Below are 16,688 nucleotides of genomic sequence, written 5' to 3' on the forward strand. Positions count from 1 at the left end.
TAAGAGCATCATCCCGGCGATCTGTACCAGGGAAGCCAGGCCGCAGGCCGCCACCACATGGAGGGCTTCCCGGACCCCGGCCACGCTCCACATGGTGGAGTACATCCGGGCCAGGAAGAAGATCACCAGGGAGGCCAGGATATAATAGGGAAGGAACTCCAGGGCCGCCCGGGCGTATTCCGGCGGGATCTTGGAAATATTTAAATCAAACCGGACAAAAAGGCCTAAAAAAGAGGCCAGGCAGAGCGCAAGGACGTCTGCGGCCATTAAGATGCCCATGCGGACGCGCTTGTCCCTGGGCAGGTATTTTTCCAGAAATTCGTACATCAGATCTTCCTCGGATTCGTTTTTTCACGGGATACACCCGTTTTACTTCCCATAATCGTCCTTATGGGAAGTTTTTGCGTATATCATTGACCGGCACCTCCATGGACATGTCCTGTCCGAAGAGATGTACTCCGATCTCTACCGTATCTTTTTTGACTTTCCAGATCACTCCCGACATATTTTCAAAGGATCCGGAAATCACGCTGACATGGTCGCCTGCGGCATAACCGTGGTCTTTCTCCGGCTGTGCGGCATGGTAAAACTCCGGCATCTCCAACGGGGTCTCAACCTTTCCATAACGGATCTCCTGTTGGATATCTTCCTTTAAGATAACCCCCAGGGCCACGGTCTTATAGCTCCCCATCATCTTCAGCCGGATGATCACATAACGCTTCTTATACTGGGCCTTTACGATGGAATCTGCATATTCTTTCAAAGGTCCGCATACGCGGAGGATCCGCCCTCTTCCATCCAGCTCCACGTAGGAAAGCCGGACAATATGCTGGTTTTTCAGCATATTCGCGAAAAACGCTTCTTCTTCCTCTTCAATGGAAAGAAAGTCAAAATTTCCATCGGCGATCATCTTGGACATGGCAGGAACCTTCTTCAGACACAGGTACAGCTCCTTCGGCGTATCCGAAACAATGAACACATATCCCGGAAACAGCCGCTCCACATGGACGACGCTTTCCTGCTGCTTTCTCCATACCCTTTCGTAATATGCCACAAAACAATCTGTGTACAGTTCTTTTGGAACGATCTCTTCAATATAATGGACCAGCTCCTCTTCTCTTCCAGTCATTGTCTGCAATACATACCACATGATGATTCTCCTTTTAGGGTAGGCTCCGCCACTCCGCGATCCGCCCTTCGGCGTCCCAGATTCATTCAGGCACGTTATGTGCGACCAGTATAACCCCTTCCAAAAGCCCGCAGCCTTCAAACTCTCAAGCTTTTGTCCGGTTTTAGCTCATATCATTATAGCATCGCAGTACAGCTTTTTCAACCCTTCTTTTCGATACCAGGGCCTAGTATATCACATCTTTCTCTGGCTGTGCGTTCCAATTTCTGCAAAGCATCTGCGATTATGACATAAATACCAGAATTTGTCTGTCTGCCCGAAAGCTGTGCTGCACCGTCTTACAGAATCCGGATTTTCCGCATTTTACGCCATTCCTATGCCTCCTGCTTCCTCTCCGCTTCCTTCACCACCGCCGCCACGATCTTCTCCACATCTGCAATAAACTCCTCAACAGTCTCCCGGGAAATGGGCTCCTTTTGCGCATCCGCATGGCGGCGGTCTGACTGATGGGCGATCATATTGCGGCGCTGAAACAGGCTGTTTAACCGGCGCTTCATCTTATCTCTGGGCTTTTCCGAAGAGCCCTGCTCCCAGAAAGCGTCTTTGGCGATCTGCATAACATCCATCCCCAGAAGACTGATCTGGTCCTTTACCGTATCCCAGGATGCCATAGTGACAGTTCCGTATGTATCATTGATAAAATCCAGGAACCATGCGTCACTGTCCCTGTCCCTCATGGCCGCCTCAACCACTCCCATATGTACCATGATGTTCTCATATTTCACAGTGCTGTTCCAGCTTCCCGCGTGTATTTCACACAGACCATATTTCGTCAGCTCGTGCATAAAGAAGTCCAGGGCGCTTTCCAGGAAAACGATCTGGGAACGCCAGATATTTTCTCCCTCTTCTGTCCTCCCGCCCTGGACCAGCTCCTCCGCCACGGCAAACTGCCCCCGGACTGCGCTTATGTTTTCCTGAAAATGCTCCGTGATCTTATCCAGAGGAAACCGGACTACCGGTATCTTCGCCTTATCTCTTGTACCCTCCTCGCGAGGTCTCAGTTCCAGATTCCGTCCTGCCATCAAAGCTTCCCCCTGCTATTTTTCGATCTGTTTTTCAAACTCTTCCCAGAAGTTCTTATTTCTCATGGGAATCGCCCCATATTTTCCAAGGATATACCCGTTTTTCAGGTTTTCTGTTTTTCTCACATTCCGTATCTCCATCAGAGAGTACAGGTTTGTGGCCCTCTCTTCGTTCAGCTCTGTGAACCAGATCTGATCCCTCCGGAACAGGTTCGAGTCCAGGAGACTGGTATCATGGGTAGAGAAGATCAGCTGGGCCGAAAATCTGTCTGACGTTCTCTGGAACAATTCTGCGATCTGGTAGATCAAGGCTTCATGGAGGCAGGTTTCCAGCTCGTCACAGATCAAAACCCGGCCCTTGCTTAAGATATCGATCAATGGACATAAAATTTCAAACAGCTTTTTCACGCCATCCGACTCCTCTGTCATCAGATCCGTTTCAAACTGATCGTAGACCACCTGGGCTTCGATCCGTTTTGTCTGGTTCTCCGGAATCCTTACATCCCTGATCTGGTTCCCCAGAAGCCGCATCAGGATCAGAAAAATTTTCTTGATGTCTGGATCCCGCCTCATCAGATTCAGCGAATAATCCATCCAGTTATTCTTCTTTGAATCATAGATCACCAGATCTCTGGTAAAAAACAAAAAGGCAGCCTCCACTTCTTTTACGTTGGAAAAGTTTGCCCCGCAGGCCAGAAACAGGCGGTTTTCCTTTAGGACGTTGAGGCTTTGCTGAAAGGAACTCTTATACCGGTCTCCCGGCGTAACGGCCTGACCGCTGCGCTCAAAGATCTTCACCTGGCGGCCCTTTGGGAAGTAGTACAGATATTCCTCCGCGATCTCCTGGTCCTGAACAGTAAATCCATATGCATAGCGAATCCCTTCTTTTAAAAACTGAATCGCATAGCTGCTGGCGTCTCCCTCTTCGCTGGTCTTATGTTCCGATTGCGGTACCTTTTCCCCCGGCTGAAAGCGCATGCTCTTATCCACCATAAGTGCACAGAAATTCAGCGCGTCAATAAAATTGCTCTTTCCGGAGCCATTAGGGCCGTAGATCACCGCCGTCCTGAGGATCCGCATCCCATTATGGAGCTTTAAAGATTTCTCATGAGTATCATCGCTTCCGGCGAGCATGGAAAATGTAATTTCATTTTTAATGGATTTATGATTGGAGCACCTGAATTCCAATAGCATACCGATTACCCCTGTCGTTTTATTTACCACCATAATACCCCTCATATCCATGTTCTGTCAATGTAATCTGCACAAAATCCGCAGATTGAACAAATAAAACCTATAATCAGTATGTCTATCTCTCTGCTTTTTATTCTTCCGAACTCGTCAGCCAGCTCCATTCCGCAAAAAACCGGGCCGCCGCAGAACACCGGCCTAAAAGCCTCCTGTCCCGCAGCGCCCCGGCTGCTCCTATCTCTTCTCGTACATCTCCGCCGTATAATGGATCACTCTGGTCCCGCTGTTCTCAAACTGGAACGGCACATATAAAAGGTCCTCCATGGCCTTTGCCACAGCCTCTCTCTTATCCTCCTCCACATAAAACAGCAGGAAGCCGCCTCCTCCGGCGCCCAGAAGCTTTCCTCCAAGAGCCCCGGCCTCGATCCCCTTGGCATAAAGACCATCGATGGAGTCCGTGGAGATCCCGCTGGAGATCCCGCGCTTTAACTTCCAGGTGTAGTCCAGAAGCCGGCCGAACTCATTGAGATCCGTCTTTGTGGTCAGCACCTTCTCCGCCTCGTCCACCAGGGACAGCATTTCCAGAAGCTGCCGTTCCTTATCGGCCATGTCCTTCTGGGTGGTCTTCTGGATATCTGAGGAGAACCGGGAAAAGCCGGTGAAAAACAGCATCAGATTCCGGTTTAACTGGGCCTTCCGTTCCGGGGAGATGATCACTGGATTCACCTCGTAGCCGTCGGCGTTAAAGTTGATCCGGTTCAGGCCGCCAAAGGATGCGGCGATCTGGTCCTGGACTCCTCCGCTTTCCTTGCAGAGCACCCGCTCCAGATAGATGGCGTCGTCGGCCAGCTTCCGCTTATCGGCGTATTTGCCCTTTAAGGCGTAAAACGCGTTCAGCATGCCCACGGCAAAGGAGCTGCTGGTGCCCAGGCCGGACCGGGCCGGCAGGTCTGCCTCATAGGTCAGGCGGATCTCCTGCATGTCCAGATACTTCATGGCCTCCCGGATAGCCGGATGCTCGATGGCCTCCACGTCGGTCACCCGCTCGATCCTCGAGTAGGACAGCTCTGTGGAATAATCGAAGAACCGCGGCAGATGGCGCACGTTCACGTAGCAGTATTTATCAAAGGTGGTGGAGATCACGGCTCCGCCATGCTCCTTATAAAATCCCGGGAAATCGGTCCCGCCGCCAAAAAAGGACATGCGGAACGGCGTCTGTGTAATGATCATGAGCTCCCTCCTAATCCATCTCCAGGATCTTCTCCACGGCCTCCAAAAGGTCCTTGCAGACAAGATCCGGCGTCACATCGTATTTTTTATCCTTTCCGGCCTCTCCGGTCAGCACCAGGGCGGTGCGCATTCCGGCGTTGATTCCTGTCTGGATATCTATGGTGGTGTCTCCCACCATCCAGGAGGCGGAAAGGTCAATGTTATATTTTTCTGCCGCCTGTTCGATCAGGCCAGTCTTTGGCTTCCGGCACTCACAGGGGATCTTGTAGGCCGGATTTTCCTCCGGGTATCCCTTGTCCGGGTGGTGGGGACAGAACAGGATATCGTCCAGGAACACGCCCTCCTTCCCCAGAAGGGAGGAAAGCTTCCGGTGGATATTTTCCACATCTTCGATCCTGCAGAGGCCCCGGGCCACCACCGGCTGGTTGGTGATGACGATCCCCAGACGGCCCGACTGGTTGATCCGTTTCACCGCCTGGACCGCACAGGGCTCCAGCTCAAAATCCTCCTCCTTATATACCAGGCCCCGGTACTGGTTAATGGTGCCATCCCGGTCCAGGAAGATGCATTTCTGCTTTCTGCTGAGGGATTTCTCCGCAATAAAGCCCCGTTCAATATCCTTTAAGGTCTGCTGGATCCGGTCCACGGTCCCCACATCCTTGACATACTCCGGGGAGCGGTAGCCGTACACCGGCTCTCCGTCCTGGATCATGCCCTGGATCACATCGTTTTCCAGGTTCCGCTTCACCGGCTCCGGAACCCGGTCACATATTTTTCTGTTAAACACGAAAATTCCAGCATTCACACAATTTTCATACCAGTAGTCCCTGGTATTGTGCTTGGAGTCGAATTTCCGCACCCGGTCGTCCTCATCTAACACCAGGAGATCCGAGTCATAAGGATGGCCGTTGGGATGGACGAACAGCGTGGCCGCTGCCTTTTTCTTCTCATGAAAGGCCAGCATCCGGCCAAAATCAATGTCAAAAAACAGGTCCCCGGACATCATGAAGAAGGTCTCCTCCACCATATCCTTTAAATAATAGAAGGAACCGGCGGTGCCCAGGGGCGTTTCCTCCACAAAATACCGGATCCGTACCCCAAAACGCTCCCCATCTCCAAAATATTCCTGGATCTTTTCGCCCAGATGGCCGATGACCATGAGGATATCGGTGATCCCGTGGGCCTTCAGCCTCTCCACCTGCCATAATAACAGCGGTTTTCCCGCCACCTCCACCATGGGCTTCGGTATCTCGTCTTTCGTAAGGGCCGCCAGGCGCGTTCCCTTTCCTCCGGCCATGATCACTGCCTGCATATGCACACTCTCCGTTCTATATGGATTCATTTTCCTTTTTCTTTAACTGTCTGCTGACGCCCATGGCCAGAAGCTGCACCGTCACAGGCATAGCCACCGGAAGGTTTAAGTTCACCGTGGCCTGGACCGCATAAGCCGCCAGGGCAAACAGGCAGGCCGCCACCTCCGGCCGGTCTTTGAGGTTCCTTGCCATCCAGACAATGGAGGTGCCCAGCCATGCCATATAGGACAGCATGCCGAACAGGCCGATGGTGATCAGATAATGGAGGTATTCGTTATGGGCGTTGTCAAAGATCACATTGCCCAGCTCTCCCAGATAATAATTTTCCATGAGCACCCGGAAGGTCTCCGGCCCATAGCCAAAGATCTTGTCCTTGGTGGTGAAAAACTCCTTGAAAACCTCCATGGACCGGATCCAGGCATAGCCCCGGTTGGTCCCCCAGGCGTCATTGAACACCACATATTTGCTGATGGCCGCATACTTTTCCGCATTCCCCGCCGCATTGGCGTCGTAAAGCACATAGATGACTCCAGCCGCAATGACGGCCAGAAAGCCAAGCCAGACAAAGCAAGGCCATTTGCCGATCCGGTCCTTTTCTCCCTTTCTCCGGATGGTCAGCACCGTCAGCACCGCCGCCGCGATCCACAGGGCCAGGACGATCTCCTTAAAACGCTCGTACTGGACGAACATGGTAAAGAGGCTGTCGATGCCCAGGACCTTGTCCGCGTATTTCACATTGGCCCATTCCACGATCCAGGCCGCCGTGAAGAACCCCGCCGCCGCCATAAGGTATCTCCGTATCCCGCTCCAGGTCCGGAACAGATAAAGGGGCAGGAAGCCCAGAAGCGCTCCCAGGGTCAGATAGGCGTTGTCGCTGGTTCCCATGATGATGGCCACGCTGGACACCATCATGGCGGCAAAATACCAGAGCCTCTTCCTCCAGTCCTTATCCAGGGTAAATAAGGTCATGGACACTGCCAGTACCGCGCCCACATAAACGGTGTACGTATTAATGTTTCCAAAGGTGGATACAAAGGTGGCATGCTGGTCCGCCGAAAGCTCTGCCTTAAAGTGGAGCAGATCCATCCGGAAATAGTCGGTGATGCCGAAGCCGCAGACCAGCATTCCCGTCACCAGGAACAGATCCAGATACCACTGACGGAACCGGAAAAACCGGGTCACCAGGAAGTAGACCACCGTATAGAGGGTGATCAGAAATACGCCGTTATACCGGCCGAAGGTCCCCCAGAAGGCATCCCAGCGCCAGTCCACGCAGAGGATCCAGGAAATGACATTGGCTCCCCAGAACGCCAGCATGGCCCAGTCCACAAAATTCAGCCCTCCAAGGATCCGCTTAAAAAATCCGCTTCCTCCCTTTTCACTGCCGTCCCCTCTGAAAAATCCCGCGATCCGGCCGCTGAAGATCCCGTAAAAGAGCATCAGCGCCATGGCCGCAATGGAGGCGACACAGTAAAAATGGTACTTGGTCTCCAGAATGTTGTAATAATAGTTATCGTATGCCAGGGGAAAGATACCCAGCACCGCCACGGCGAACACGCCCATGATCCCGGCCATGCTCCTGGCGTCTTTCTCCCGCAGTTCGGGGCTGTCCGCCCCTTTCTGCCTCTTTCCAGATACTTTATTTGACATATCTCTTACTCTGCTGCGGCCTGCGCCGCATTTTCCTTTCCTGTTTTCCTTGTTTTTAGAGAAAAAACCAGGTATAGTATACCATTCTCCGCCATTTTCCGCAACGGTATGCAGAGGGAAATCTCCCAGGCTTCCGGCGCGGGGCAAGGAAAAGACCGGCCGCCCCGGCAGATCGTCTCCGCCGGACCGTCCGGTCCTGCGCCTTATGGCGTAAAATTTATACTTCAAAGATCATATCGCCGTAGCTGGGGAAGGGCCAGTATTCCTTGTCCACGATCATCTCCAGACGGTCCGCAGGCTCTCTGAGCCGGTTCATGGCCGGTACCATCTCATCGTAGCAGAAGTGGGCCCGCTCCTTCATATTAGACATGGTCCCTGCCTTCTCCAGATCCTTCCGGATCTCCTCCATGGCGTTTTTCATGGCAGCCAGCAGGCTGGAGACCTCCAGCACCAGCTCCGTCTGCACACTCATGTCAGCCTCCGGGCAGGCGGTCCTTACTTCATTGAGGGACCTGGCCAGATCTCCCGAATACCGGATCACTGCCGGAATGATCTGCTTTCCAGCCATGTCTGACATGGTCCGGGCCTCCACCAGAACGCTCTTGGCATAAGTCTCGTACTCGATCTCTGCCCGGGCGTACAGCTCGGATCTTGTGTACACGCCGAAGTCTCCGAACAGCTTCACGGCCTTTTCTGTCACCAGGGACGGGATGGAATCCACCATGCACTTTAAGTTGGGAAGACCTCTCCGTTCTGCCTCCTGTACCCACTCCTCGGTGTAGCCGTTGCCGTTGAAGATGATCCGTCTGTGCTCGGAAAGCAGCTTTTTGATCAGGTCATGGACCGCTGTGGGGAAGTCATCGGAGGCCTCCAGGATATCCGCCGCTTCCTTAAAGGCCTCTGCCACAATGGTATTCAACACCACATTGGCGGAGGAAATGGAGTCGGAGGAGCCCACCATACGGAATTCAAATTTATTGTTGGTAAATGCAAAGGGCGAGGTCCGGTTCCGGTCTGTGGCATCCTTATCAAAATCCGGAAGTGTGGTCACGCCGGTCCTTAAGGTACCGCCCATCTTGGAGTGGGTGGCGGAGCCGGTGCTGCAGAGCTGGTCGATCACGTCCTCGATCTGCTCGCCCACAAAGATGGAGATAATGGCCGGCGGCGCCTCCTGGGCTCCCAGACGGTAATCGTTTCCAGGAACGGCCGCCGACTGGCGGAGCAGGTCTGCATGGACGTCCACGGCCTTCATGATGCAGGCCAGCACCAAAAGGAACTGGATGTTCTCATGTGGCGTCACTCCCGGCTCCAGCATATTGATGCCGGTGTCGGAGGTCAGGGACCAGTTGTTGTGCTTTCCGGAGCCGTTGACGCCCTGGAACGGCTTTTCATGGAGCAGGCAGGCAAGGCCGCGGCGGCTGGCTACCTTTTTCATGGTCTCCATGACGATCTGGTTGTGGTCCACTGCCAGGTTGGCCTTGGTGTAGATGGAGGCCAGCTCGTGCTGGGCCGGAGCCACCTCGTTATGCTGGGTCTTGGCCGCCACCCCCAGCTTCCAGAGCTCCTCGTTGAGCTCCTTCATGAACGCGCCCACCCGCTCCCGGATCACGCCGTAGTAGTGGTCGTCCATCTCCTGGCCCTTGGGCGGCATGGCTCCGAACAGGGTGCGGCCCGTATAGATCAGGTCTTTTCTCTGTAAATATTTTTCCCGGTCCACCAGGAAATATTCCTGCTCCGGTCCCACCGACGGGATCACCCGCTTCACGGCAGTGTTGCCGAACAGATGGAAAATGCGGACCGCCTGCTTATCGATGGCCTCCATGGAGCGTAAGAGCGGCGTTTTCTTATCCAGGGCCTCTCCCCCGTAGGAGCAGAAGGCTGTGGGGATGCAGAGGGTCACGCCTAAGGCGTCCTTTTTTAAGAACGCCGGGGAGGTACAGTCCCAGGTGGTATAGCCTCTGGCCTCAAAGGTAGCCCGGAGACCGCCGGAGGGGAAGGAGGAGCCATCGGCCTCTCCCTTGATCAGCTCTTTCCCCGAAAGATCCATCAGGACTCTTCCGGCTGCGTCGGGACTGGTGATAAAGGAATCGTGTTTTTCCGCCGTCACGCCGGTCAGGGGCTGGAACCAGTGGGTATAATGGGTCGCTCCATTGTCCACCGCCCAGTCCTTCATGGCATGGGCTACCACGTCTGCGATGGACGGGTCCAGCTCGCTTCCGTCCTCAATGGTCTGCTTCAGCTTCTTATAGACGCTTTTGGGCAGACGCTCTCTCATTACCGCGTCGTCAAATACATTTTCTCCAAAAATTTCTGCCACATGGATGGCCTCGCTCATAGATTTTTCCTCCTCATGTATACTGGCCCAGCCAGATTTGCAAAAACGTTCTCCCGGAAAGGGGAGAACGTCTGATTGCCGCACGCGTCTTTTATTCTGCCTTGCCAATGGAACCGAACAGCTCCATTTTGGTCTTCACAGTCTTTTTGATGGCCGCTGCGCCGGGAGCCAGAAGCTTTCTCGGGTCAAAGCCCTTTCCTTCCAGATCCTTTCCTGCTTCGATGTACTTTCTCGTAGCATCGGCAAATGCCAGCTGGCACTCGGTATTTACATTGATCTTTGCAACGCCCAGGGAAATGGCCTTCTTGATCATATCCTCCGGGATCCCTGTACCGCCGTGAAGCACCAGAGGCATATCGCCCACCTTCTCCTTCACTGCCGCAAGGGTCTCGAAGCTTAAGCCCTGCCAGTTGGCCGGGTATTTTCCATGGATATTTCCGATTCCCGCAGCCAGCATATCAACACCCAGGTCTGCGATCATCTTACATTCGTTGGGATCTGCGCACTCGCCCATACCAACTACACCGTCTTCCTCACCGCCGATGGCGCCGACCTCAGCCTCCAGGGACATGCCCTTTTCACGGCAGATGCGGATCAGCTCCTTGGTCTTCTCCACGTTCTCCTCGATGGGATAGTGGGAGCCGTCGAACATAATGGAAGAAAATCCGGCTTCGATGCACTTTAAGCAGCCCTCATAGCTGCCATGGTCCAGGTGAAGGGCAACGGGAACTGTGATGTTTAATTCCTCCAGCATACCATTGACCATTCCCACAACGGTCTTATATCCGCCCATATACTTTCCAGCGCCCTCGGAAACCCCAAGGATCACCGGAGATCTTAATTCTTCCGCTGTCTGAAGGATCGCCTTTGTCCACTCCAGGTTGTTGATGTTGAAATGGCCTACTGCATATTTTCCGTCTCTTGCCTTTGCAAGCATTTCTTTCGCTGTTACTAACATAATCTTGGACCTCCATTTGCGTCATATTGTTTCAGGCCGCATCATAAGCCGGCGCTGTATACTCAAGGTGATTATACCTTATTTCTCCAGGTTTGAAAAGATTGATTTCACAGTTTCCTTTATTAATATTAAATCTGCTCCATTTATGCTATAATCCAGGGACGGAGGTATTTTCCTATGATCTATGAAAATGTAATGCAGGCCGTTTTCCTTTCCCGTCCCAACCGGTTCCTGGCCCGGGTCCTTCTGAACGGAAACGAGGCGGTCTGCCATGTAAAAAATACCGGAAGACTGGGAGAGCTCCTGATCCCAGGCGTCCCGGCGGCGGTGCAGTTCCATCCAGACGCCATGGCCCAGGGAAGGAAAACAGAATACTCGCTGATCGCCGTAAAAAAAGAGACCGCCCAGGGGCCGCAGTGGGTCAATATTGACTCCCAGGCCCCCAACCAGACGGCGTGGGAATGGCTCACCGCCGGAGAGGGGCTTCCCTTCTGTCCCAGGCCGGACCATGTAAAGCGGGAGGTCCGCTATGGGGACTCCCGGTTCGATCTGGCCTTTTCCTGCGGCGGCTCTCCCTGGTTCATGGAGGTAAAGGGCGTGACCCTGGATATGGACGGTACGGCCATGTTCCCGGACGCGCCCACGGAGCGGGGGATCCGTCACCTGGAGGGCCTTGCGCAGGCCGTAAAGGATGGATACGGAGCGGCCGCTCTTTTTGTGATCCAGATGAAGGGCGTTCATGCTTTTTCCCCCCACCGGGAACGCCACCCGGAATTTGCCGATGCACTAAAAAAGGCGAAGGAAAACGGCGTCCATATCTGGGCCTATGACTGCGCCGTCACAGACCGCTCCATGAAGCTTGACGCGCCGGTTCCCGTGATCCTCTGATCCCCGGTCCCCTGCCCTGATTCCGGTGTTCCCCGGCTCCCCCGCCCTGTACAGGCACAAAGCCGCCCGCTTTTTCATATCTCACTCATAAGCAACGTGCGAGTGAGTGATTTCATGGTACTACCATTGAGCAGTATAAATACAGGAGGATCCGCAAAGATCCTGGCGCTGGCCAATCCGCCGTTAATGGCCGGGCGGCTTTCTGACCTGGGCTTTGAGCCGGAGGAGGCCGTCACCTGCGTGCTCCGGAAACGGAAAGGGAACATTGCCGCCTATCTGGTCCGCGGGGCCGTCATCGCCCTCCGGGAGGAGGACAGCCGCATGATCCTGGTGGAGGCCCTCTCATGACGCGGCGCGTGGCCCTGATGGGCAACCCAAACGTGGGAAAAAGCACCATTTTCAACGGTCTGACCCGGCTCCGCCAGCACACCGGCAACTGGGCCGGAGTCACCGTCTCCTGCGCCATGGGACAGTTTTCCTATGGCGGCCAGGATTTTTCCGCCGTGGACCTTCCCGGCATCTACTCCTTTGATACCCGTTCCGCTGAGGAGGAGCTGACAAAGGATTTTATTTTAAACGAGGACTACGACTTTCTGCTTGTGGTCTGCGACGCCACCTGCCTGGAGCGGGGGCTGTATCTGCTGTCCCAGGCCGCAGGGCTGCTGGAGCACAGAGAGGAGGCTGGTCCCATGCCCCAGGCGGTCCTCTGCGTCAATCTCTGCGATGAGGCTGAAAAAAAGGGGATCCGGATCGATTTTAAGGCCCTGGAGCGTTCCCTGGGGATCCCTGTGACTCCCTGCTGCGGCCGGACGGCCAAAGGCCTGTTAACCTTAAAGAAGCTGCTGGCCTCCCTGGCCGCCTCATGCCCCTGTGCCTGCGCCTCCTGCTCCCTGGGCTCTCCGTACCGGAGGCTCCCCTCCGCCTTCTCCCCCAAAGACCTGGCGGCCCAGGCGGTCACCTATACAAAGGAACATTACAGAAAAAGGGAAGAGCGTCTGGACCGGATCCTCACCGGCCCCTTCACCGGTACGGCGGTCATGGTACTGCTGCTTCTGGGGATCTTCTGGCTCACCATCACCGGGGCCAATTACCCGTCCTCCATGCTGTGGGACCTGTTTTTCTCCCTGGAGCCGCGGCTGGCTGAGGCCGCCCTTTCCATAGGCCTCCCCCAGTGGTTCATCGACATGGCTGTTTTCGGCGTATACCGGGTGGTGGCCTGGATCGTGTCCGTCATGCTGCCTCCCATGGCCATCTTTTTTCCTCTGTTCACTCTGCTGGAGGATCTGGGGTATCTGCCCCGGGCGGCCTTTAATATGGACGGCGCCTTCCACAAATGCAGCGCCTGCGGAAAGCAGTGCCTGACCATGGCCATGGGCCTGGGCTGCAACGCCGCCGGGGTGGTGGGATGCAGGATCATCGACTCCCCCAGGGAACGGCTCATCGCCATCCTCACCAACAGCCTCATGCCCTGCAACGGCCGATTCCCCCTGCTGCTGACCATGATCGCCCTTCTGGGAGCCGGAGGCGGCGTCTGGGCAGGGCTTCCGATGGAAAACCCCGTGCTCTCCTCCCTGCTGACCGCCCTGGTGCTGACGCTTTTTATCCTGGCAGCCATCCTGGCCACCCTTGGGGCCTCATTCCTGTTATCCAGGACGCTTTTAAAGGGCGTTCCCTCGTCCTTTACCCTGGAGCTTCCGCCCTACCGCCGCCCCCAGCCGGGAAAGGTCATCGTCCGCTCCATCTTTGACCGGACCCTGTTCGTCCTGGGCCGGGCCGTGGCTGTGGCCGCCCCGGCCGGTCTGGTGATCTGGCTTCTGGCCAATCTGACCGTGGGCGGAGAAAGCCTCCTTATGCACATTGCAGGCTTTCTGGATCCTCTTGGGGCCCTTATGGGACTGGACGGCATCATCCTCATGGCCTTTATCCTTGGCTTTCCCGCCAATGAGATCGTCCTGCCCATTATCCTCATGGCCTATTTACAGAGCGGCGTCCTGGCCCCCATGGACGATAAAACGGCCATCTTAAGCCTGCTGTCCGCCAACGGGTGGACCGTTAAGACCGCCGTCTGCATGGCTGTTTTCTCCCTGTTCCACTGGCCCTGCTCCACCACCTGCCTCACCATAAAGAAGGAGACGGGAAGCTTAAAATGGACCGCCGTATCCATCCTTCTGCCCACCGGGATCGGCGTACTCCTCTGTATACTGGTGAATCTGGTGTTCTGATGATCTTCCCCGTTCTCCTGTGTAATGATGCCAGGGTCAAAAGGCCAAAAAGCCTTTTGACCCAAACATCATAGAATGATATAATCAGTATTAAAAAGGAAAAGGGGGAAATCATCCTATGATCCATATCTGCATCTGCGACGACAGCGACGCCATGCGGGACGAGCTCTGTGGTCTGATCCAGGAGCTCTGCCAAAAGCACAGCATCGCCGCCTCCGTATCCTGCTGCTCCTCCGGCGAGGAGCTGCTCTTCGATCCAGACGATAAAAACCGGACCACTGACATCTTTTTTCTGGACATCCTGATGAAAAAGCTCAACGGCATTGAAACTGCCGCCAAACTCCGTGCCATAAATCCCACCGCCCAGATCATATTTCTCACAGTCAGCAAGGAGCATGTTTTCGAGGCCCTGGACGTGATGCCCCTCCACTACCTGTTAAAGCAGGACATGCAGACGGAGAAGATCGAAAAGGTCTTTTTAAAGGCCGTTTCCCTGGCAGAAAAAGGACGGAAAGAGAAATTCACCTATAAATTCGGAAAGACCATCGGTTCCCTCCTTCTAAGTGATATCATCTACTTCGAGGTCAAAAACAGGATCATCGAGATCCATACAAAAAACGGGCCGCCCATTGAATTTTATGGAAATATCTCTGACCTGGAGCAGCAGCTCCCGCCAGAATCCTTTCACCGGGTCCACCGCTCCTATATCGTAAACTTTGAAAATGTGGATTATCTCAGTGGAAAAGAATTTGTCTGCATCGACCGGACTGTGATCCCCATCGGCCAGAAGTACGCCGATTCCCGGGAGCATTACCAGAATTACCTGCTCAACGGCCTTTCCATGGTCTGAGCAGAGAGGAGGAGCTGTGGCAAACCGTATCTATCATGCCTTCTGGCTGCTGTTTTTGTATATCGTCTGGCTGTTCCTGCTCTCTGTCCGGACCGAGCGGCCGACGGATTCCTACCATACGTTTCTGGAGCTCACCAGCCCTGGAAGCATCGTTCATTTTGATCACCAGGAGGCCCGGAAGGGCGTCCTGTCTTTTTCGTGCAGCCTTCCCGGAGACCGGGTGGAGCTGCCGTTTCTGGCGGTCAGCGGCCAGAAGCCGTCCAGAGTCCTGGCTGACGGCCGGGAGATACCGGTTCCGGAAGACTGCGAAACTCTTGAGATCAGCCCCGATACCTGGTTTCTGATCCCCCTGGACCCGGCCGGCGATCCGGCCCTTTCCCGCCTGGATGTCCAGTTTGACCCCGGCTTTTTAAAGGACGCTCCAGCCCCCTCTGCCGAATATGAGATCCGCACGACGCCCCGGATCTGCTTCGGCTCCCGCAACGCCCTGTTAAATAACCTGGCCATGTCCGGGACACTCCATCTCATTACCTCTGCGGTTTTGTTTTTTGTGGCCCTGGTGATCCTTCTGGCAGGCTCCGTATTCCGTTATATATACAAAATACAAACTTATATTTCTGCTATCGGCTTCTGCTTTCTGGGCTTCGCTGTCTGGATCCTCTGTGAATCCTCCCTGGCCAGCTCTGCCCTCAGCGGATATGCCATCGATACCATCAAATGCATCGCCATCTTTATCATCCCGGTGCTTTTATACCGGTATATCTCTCTGGAATTTCCCCGGACGTACCCTGGGATCTTTACCTTCCTCTGCCTGTTCCACTTTGCGGTCCTGATCCTCTCCGTTGCAGTGATCATGGCCGGGTACATCCCCTTTTACCGGCTGGAGCAGTCCCTCTGGTTCCTGTTCATCTGCACCCTTATGGTCTGCATCTGCTATCTCAGCGCTGAGGTCTCGGAAAACAGGAAAATGCATACCGTTTATATCGGGATCATCATCAGCTTCTTTACCTTTTTTATCTACCTGCTGTTCTACAACTTCCAGCCCATGATCGCCATCCGCAGCCTGGTCACCGGAGCCATCCTGCTGATCCTTTATAACCTGGCCCTGCTGGTGCCGGAAACGGCCCGGATCTACCGGCAGAGCCTGGAGCGAAAAAATCTGGAACGCCAGCTCAACGAGCAGGTCCTCCATTACAAGGTCCTGGAGGGCCGGGAAAGCCAGTACCGGGAACTGCGCCATGACATGAAAAACCACTGGCAGATGGTCCAGACCCTCCTCGCCTCCGGAAGGCTTTCCGAAGCCCTGGACTACACATCCAGGATCCAGGACCAGCTGGAATTCCATACCCGCTCCCACCAGATCATCAGCACAGGAAATCCGTTTTTAGACGCGGTCCTCACCTCCAAGCTGGGGCAGGCCGCGGCCAGTGGGATCCAGGTGGACACCGAGATCATGGTGGTAAAAAACATGAAGATCGATATGGTGGACTGCGGGATCATCTTCGGAAATATCCTGGAAAACGCCATCGAAGCCTGTTTAAAGCAAAGCGGGGAGGCTGACCGTAGGATCCTCGTAAAGCTCCTGTATAAAAAGGGAATGCTGGTCTGCGGCATCTGCAACTCCATGGATCCGGACACCTCTGTCCGCTCTGGCTTTGCCACCACCAAGCCGGAAGCCGAAAGCCATGGCCTGGGGCTCCCCAACGTCCGGGAAGCCGTGGCCAGTTACGGCGGGACCTTAAATCTCAAGGCACAGGACGGCCGCTTTGAGGTTTCCTTTGTCCTGTTCGGCGTGGCTCCATCCTATTGTGCAGTCTGACGGATTTTCACTACATTTTTC

The 16,688-nt window shown here is 54.6% G+C and carries 13 protein-coding genes and 1 pseudogene; 5 read left to right on the top strand and 9 right to left on the bottom strand.

The annotated features are described in order from the left end of the window. The 9 genes and pseudogenes from OCV69_RS07690 to fba all read right to left on the bottom strand — a co-directional run. Positions 1-327: pseudogene (locus tag OCV69_RS07690) on the bottom strand (polysaccharide biosynthesis protein); the annotation flags it as partial. A gap of 61 nt (positions 328-388) precedes the next feature. After that, positions 389-1,150 carry a transcription termination/antitermination NusG family protein gene (locus OCV69_RS07695; RefSeq protein WP_158358636.1) on the bottom strand — a complete coding sequence of 254 codons (762 nt, stop codon included), beginning with the start codon at positions 1,148-1,150 and terminating at the stop codon, positions 389-391. A 353-nt stretch (positions 1,151-1,503) separates the two neighbouring features. After that, positions 1,504-2,211, bottom strand: coding sequence for a HEPN domain-containing protein (locus tag OCV69_RS07700; RefSeq protein WP_158358635.1), 708 nt, complete (start codon positions 2,209-2,211; stop codon positions 1,504-1,506). Between the two features lie 15 nt (positions 2,212-2,226). Further along, positions 2,227-3,438 (bottom strand): AAA family ATPase, encoded by a 1,212-nt coding sequence (locus OCV69_RS07705; RefSeq protein WP_252207809.1) that lies wholly within the window; start codon positions 3,436-3,438, stop codon positions 2,227-2,229. 198 nt (positions 3,439-3,636) lie between these two features. After that, on the bottom strand, positions 3,637-4,632 hold the full coding sequence (locus OCV69_RS07710; RefSeq protein ID WP_158358634.1) for a GHMP family kinase ATP-binding protein: 996 nt from the start codon (positions 4,630-4,632) through the stop codon (positions 3,637-3,639). 10 nt (positions 4,633-4,642) lie between these two features. After that, positions 4,643-5,944, bottom strand: a complete 1,302-nt coding sequence (locus OCV69_RS07715; RefSeq protein ID WP_158358633.1) for an HAD-IIIA family hydrolase — start codon at positions 5,942-5,944, stop codon at positions 4,643-4,645. Between the two features lie 16 nt (positions 5,945-5,960). Beyond that, positions 5,961-7,595: an O-antigen ligase family protein gene (locus OCV69_RS07720; protein ID WP_158358632.1), complete on the bottom strand. Its 1,635-nt coding sequence runs from the start codon at positions 7,593-7,595 to the stop codon at positions 5,961-5,963. Between the two features lie 217 nt (positions 7,596-7,812). Beyond that, on the bottom strand, positions 7,813-9,930 hold the full coding sequence (locus OCV69_RS07725) for a glutamine synthetase III family protein (RefSeq protein ID WP_158358631.1): 2,118 nt from the start codon (positions 9,928-9,930) through the stop codon (positions 7,813-7,815). A gap of 91 nt (positions 9,931-10,021) precedes the next feature. Continuing rightward, entirely contained in the window at positions 10,022-10,888 is an 867-nt protein-coding gene (fba, locus tag OCV69_RS07730) for a class II fructose-1,6-bisphosphate aldolase (protein WP_158358630.1), read from the bottom strand. A 177-nt stretch (positions 10,889-11,065) separates the two neighbouring features. Here fba and sfsA point away from each other — a divergent pair, with 177 nt between their 5' ends. The 5 genes from sfsA to OCV69_RS07755 all read left to right on the top strand — a co-directional run bounded on the left by sfsA (position 11,066) and on the right by OCV69_RS07755 (position 16,667). Further along, complete coding sequence (gene sfsA, locus OCV69_RS07735) at positions 11,066-11,776, top strand: DNA/RNA nuclease SfsA (protein ID WP_022273122.1); 711 nt, start codon at positions 11,066-11,068, stop codon at positions 11,774-11,776. A 114-nt stretch (positions 11,777-11,890) separates the two neighbouring features. Continuing rightward, entirely contained in the window at positions 11,891-12,124 is a 234-nt protein-coding gene (locus OCV69_RS07740) for a FeoA family protein (protein WP_022273123.1), read from the top strand. Then, positions 12,121-13,998, top strand: coding sequence for a ferrous iron transporter B (feoB, locus tag OCV69_RS07745; RefSeq protein ID WP_158358629.1), 1,878 nt, complete (start codon positions 12,121-12,123; stop codon positions 13,996-13,998). Before OCV69_RS07740 ends, feoB begins: the two co-directional genes overlap by 4 nt. Before the next feature lie 118 nt (positions 13,999-14,116). Next, positions 14,117-14,848, top strand: coding sequence for a LytR/AlgR family response regulator transcription factor (locus OCV69_RS07750; RefSeq protein WP_158358628.1), 732 nt, complete (start codon positions 14,117-14,119; stop codon positions 14,846-14,848). Between the two features lie 16 nt (positions 14,849-14,864). Then, positions 14,865-16,667 carry a sensor histidine kinase gene (locus tag OCV69_RS07755; protein WP_158358627.1) on the top strand — a complete coding sequence of 601 codons (1,803 nt, stop codon included), beginning with the start codon at positions 14,865-14,867 and terminating at the stop codon, positions 16,665-16,667. Positions 16,668-16,688 lie beyond the last annotated feature (21 nt).

It is taken from the genome of Alitiscatomonas aceti, assembly GCF_025567195.1.
In the GTDB taxonomy this organism is placed as follows: Bacteria; Bacillota; Clostridia; order Lachnospirales; family Lachnospiraceae; genus Alitiscatomonas; species Alitiscatomonas aceti.

Excerpts from the sequence above, each read along its gene's own strand:
- OCV69_RS07720 (WP_158358632.1), bottom strand. The coding sequence starts at position 7,595 with ATGTCAAATAAAGTATCTGGAAAGAGGCAGAAAGGGGCGGACAGCCCC.
- OCV69_RS07700 (WP_158358635.1), bottom strand. The coding sequence starts at position 2,211 with ATGGCAGGACGGAATCTGGAACTGAGACCTCGCGAGGAGGGTACAAGA.
- OCV69_RS07725 (WP_158358631.1), bottom strand. The coding sequence starts at position 9,930 with ATGAGCGAGGCCATCCATGTGGCAGAAATTTTTGGAGAAAATGTATTT.
- OCV69_RS07705 (WP_252207809.1), bottom strand. The coding sequence starts at position 3,438 with ATGGTGGTAAATAAAACGACAGGGGTAATCGGTATGCTATTGGAATTC.
- OCV69_RS07695 (WP_158358636.1), bottom strand. The coding sequence starts at position 1,150 with ATGTGGTATGTATTGCAGACAATGACTGGAAGAGAAGAGGAGCTGGTC.
- OCV69_RS07750 (WP_158358628.1), top strand. The coding sequence starts at position 14,117 with ATGATCCATATCTGCATCTGCGACGACAGCGACGCCATGCGGGACGAG.
- OCV69_RS07710 (WP_158358634.1), bottom strand. The coding sequence starts at position 4,632 with ATGATCATTACACAGACGCCGTTCCGCATGTCCTTTTTTGGCGGCGGG.
- feoB (WP_158358629.1), top strand. The coding sequence starts at position 12,121 with ATGACGCGGCGCGTGGCCCTGATGGGCAACCCAAACGTGGGAAAAAGC.
- OCV69_RS07715 (WP_158358633.1), bottom strand. The coding sequence starts at position 5,944 with ATGCAGGCAGTGATCATGGCCGGAGGAAAGGGAACGCGCCTGGCGGCC.
- fba (WP_158358630.1), bottom strand. The coding sequence starts at position 10,888 with ATGTTAGTAACAGCGAAAGAAATGCTTGCAAAGGCAAGAGACGGAAAA.
- OCV69_RS07740 (WP_022273123.1), top strand. The coding sequence starts at position 11,891 with ATGGTACTACCATTGAGCAGTATAAATACAGGAGGATCCGCAAAGATC.
- sfsA (WP_022273122.1), top strand. The coding sequence starts at position 11,066 with ATGATCTATGAAAATGTAATGCAGGCCGTTTTCCTTTCCCGTCCCAAC.